General features: G+C 54.4%; 1 protein-coding gene. It reads left to right on the top strand.

What is annotated here, in order from left to right; translation table 11 throughout:
* Nucleotides 1–479, top strand: a 479-nt coding sequence (locus VZP09_RS24320) for a transposase (protein WP_328795506.1), incomplete at its 5' end; no start/stop codon positions are given.
* Between the last annotated feature and the right edge of the window lie 46 nt (nt 480–525).

Genomic DNA, 525 nt, shown 5'->3' with positions numbered 1-525 from the left:
TGCATCTGGCAGTTGACAGCAANACACATGAAATCATCTGTGCAGACCTGTCGCTGAACAANGTNACGGACTCAGANGCCTTCCCNGGNNTNATCNGGCANACNCACNGNAAAATCAGGNCAGCNNCNGCNGANGGCGCTTACGANACCCGGCTCTGTCACGATGAACTGCGGCGTAAGAAAATCAGCGCGCTTATCCCTCCCCGAAAAGGTGCGGGTTACTGGCCCGGTGAATATGCAGACCGTAACCGTGCAGTGGCTAATCAGCGAATGACCGGGAGTAATGCGCGGTGGAAATGGACAACAGANTACAACCGTCGCTCGATAGCGGAAACGGCGATGTACCGGGTAAAACAGCTGTTCGGGGGTTCACTGACGCTGCGTGACTACGATGGTCAGGTTGCGGAGGCTATGGCCCTGGTACGAGCGCTGAACAAAATGACGAAAGCAGGTATGCCTGAAAGCGTGCGTATTGCCTGAAAACACAACCCGCTNCGGGGGAGACTTACCCTAAATCTGNTTTATT

Origin of the sequence: Klebsiella sp. EMBS2024 (assembly GCF_036233805.1) — a bacterium.
Taxonomy (GTDB): Bacteria; Pseudomonadota; Gammaproteobacteria; order Enterobacterales; family Enterobacteriaceae; genus Klebsiella; species Klebsiella pneumoniae.
The sequence above is the reverse complement of the archived record's forward strand: the minus strand, read 5'-3'. Positions and strand labels throughout refer to the sequence as shown.